This is a genomic window from Mesorhizobium sp. M0239 (assembly GCF_040321815.1).
Taxonomy (GTDB): Bacteria; Pseudomonadota; Alphaproteobacteria; order Rhizobiales; family Rhizobiaceae; genus Mesorhizobium.
The window spans coordinates 1-2,215 of sequence record NZ_JAMYSG010000087.1 but is presented as its reverse complement, the minus strand read 5'-3'; the positions used below and the strand labels follow the sequence as shown (position 1 = coordinate 2,215).

General features: G+C 66.1%; 3 protein-coding genes. All 3 read right to left on the bottom strand.

Going from position 1 to position 2,215, the window contains the following annotated elements; translation table 11 throughout:
• Window positions 1–599, bottom strand: a 599-nt coding sequence (locus tag NKI99_RS33640; protein WP_352613729.1) for an IS110 family transposase, incomplete at its 3' end; no start/stop codon positions are given.
• Window positions 600–1,028: 429 nt separating this feature from the next.
• Window positions 1,029–1,643, bottom strand: a complete 615-nt coding sequence (gene cobO / locus NKI99_RS33635; RefSeq protein WP_352439841.1) for a cob(I)yrinic acid a,c-diamide adenosyltransferase — start codon at window positions 1,641–1,643, stop codon at window positions 1,029–1,031.
• Window position 1,644: 1 nt separating this feature from the next.
• On the bottom strand, window positions 1,645–2,091 hold the full coding sequence (gene cobU, locus NKI99_RS33630; protein ID WP_352613731.1) for a bifunctional adenosylcobinamide kinase/adenosylcobinamide-phosphate guanylyltransferase: 447 nt from the start codon (window positions 2,089–2,091) through the stop codon (window positions 1,645–1,647).
• Between the last annotated feature and the right edge of the window lie 124 nt (window positions 2,092–2,215).

Sequence of the window (2,215 nt, the reverse complement as noted above, 5' to 3'; positions counted from 1 at the left end):
CCGGCTACGCCCTTGAGCGAACGAAAGGCTCGCTCCAGCCTGGCCCACAGCGGATCGTCATCGATCATCGAGGCAATCTCGCCTTCCAGGCGCCGTTGCTCGCGCTTGAGGAAGGCCAGCGTCGCCTCGATGCTGGCGCATACCTCGGCGTCGCATGCGGCACTTCTACGCTGCTTGTTGATGGTCGCATCGCCGACAATCTGGCAAAGCCGGCCAACCAACGCGGTAAGCCGCTGTTGGGCAGCGCTTGGCGGTGGCGTCGGCACCGTGTTCTTGACTGCGCCGTAATGGGCGATGACAGCGGCGTCGATCCTGTCGGTCTTCTCCAGATAGCCCATCGCCTCGGCGAAACGGCGCACGCTCTTGGCATTGACCACGCCGCACGGCATGCCGTGCGCCCACAAGAGCATGAACCCCAGCCGTTCATAGCCGCCCGATGCCTCCATCACCGCAAGGGCTGCGCCATGGCTGCGGCAGAACAGCCAAAGAGCTGCAATCCCCGCCGCATCGTTGGCGAAGCGCGCTGCCGCTCCGCCAGGCCGGACATGCGCGTCCAGCCAATCTTTCGAAACATCAACTCCACAAATAATCCTGTTCACGGTAACCTGCCTTGTGCGTACGGTTGGAACCAAGCGACTGTTCGGTCGTGCGTGACGAAGGCGAAGATCCCAAGCTCTCCCGCGGTTGTAACCTCAGGTGGTACGGGCGACTTCGCCAAGCCAAGGTCCGGGCGGCCGCCCGGCCCTGGCTCAATCGCTCTAATCCCACGAAATCTCTCTCGTGTAGATACAAGGTGGCTCGGCGAAGCCGGGACGGAGTGGGGGTCGACCAGCTCGGCAGTCGCGTTTTCGCATCCGCCGGGTCGCGCCTGCCAGTCTGCGGCCGCGCGTTCGATAATCGCCGTCCCCCAATCCGTCGCTGCTTCGCAGCGCCACCTTTCCCCCCTCCGGAGGGAAAGGAAGGGAGCCTCGCTGAGAGCGCTGGCGACCAGACTTGAACGGCCTACCCACAGAAGGGGACAACAGCTCTCAGAACTCGATCCCCTGCTGGGCCTTCACGCCCGCGGAAAAATGGTGCTTGGTCACGCCCATCTCGGTGACGAGGTCGGCCGCCTCGACCAGCGCCGGCTTGGCGTTGCGGCCGGTGACCACGACATGCAGGCCCTCGCGCCGCGCTTTCAGCGCCGCAACCACCTTGTCGAGATCGAGATAGTCGTAGCGCAGCGCGATGTTCATCTCGTCGAGCACCAGCAGGCTGATCGACGGGTCGGCCATCAGCTCGAGCACCTTGGCCCACGCGGCTTCGGCCGCGGCGATGTCGCGCTTCAGATCCTGCGTTTCCCAGGTGAACCCCTCGCCCATCGCGTGCCAGACGACGCGGTCGCCGAAGGCGGCAAAGGCATCCTTCTCGCCGGTATGCCATTTGCCCTTGATGAACTGGACGACGCCGACGCGCTTGCCGTAGCCGAGCATTCGCAGCGCCAGGCCGAAGGCGGCTGTGGTCTTGCCCTTGCCCGGTCCGGTGTTGACGATGAGCAAGCCCTTCTCGACCGTCTTGCTCGCCACCTCGGCATCCTGCACCGCCTTGCGCTTGGCCATCTTGGCGCGGTGGCGTTCTTCGTCCTTATCGTCGATGTCGGTCATGTCATTTCACCTTGAGCGGTAGCCCCGCCACCATCAGCAGCACCGTATCGGCGACGGCGGCGACCTGCTGGTTGAGCCGGCCGGCGGCATCGCGAAACCGGCGCGCCAGTGCATTGTCCGGCACGATACCCTGGCCGACTTCATTGGACACCACGAACCATGGCCCGCGCGGCCGCGACAGCACGTCCGCCAACCGACGGCATTCAAGCTCGAAATCGTGTTCGGCCAGCATGTGGTTGGTCAGCCACAGCGTCAGGCAATCGACAAGCACCGGCCGATCGTCCGGCAAGGCGGCAAGCGTACCGGCGAGATCGAGCGGTGCGTCGATGGTCGTCCAGCCTTCGCCGCGCCGCGATCGGTGCAACGCGATGCGTTCATGCATCTCGTCATCATAGGCTTGCGCCGTGGCGACATAGGTCCAGGGCGGCGGCAATGCGGTCGCCAAAATTTCGGCGTGGGGGGGGGGGGGGGGGGGGGGGGGGCGCGCGGGGGGCGTGGGGGGGGGGGGGGGGGGGGGGGCGCGGTGCGGGTCGTGAGGGGGTGTCGGCGCGGCCCGCGGGACGGGGGGGGTG

Coding starts and splice junctions, on each gene's coding strand:
- cobO (WP_352439841.1), bottom strand. CDS start 1,643: ATGACCGACATCGACGATAAGGACGAAGAACGCCACCGCGCCAAGATG.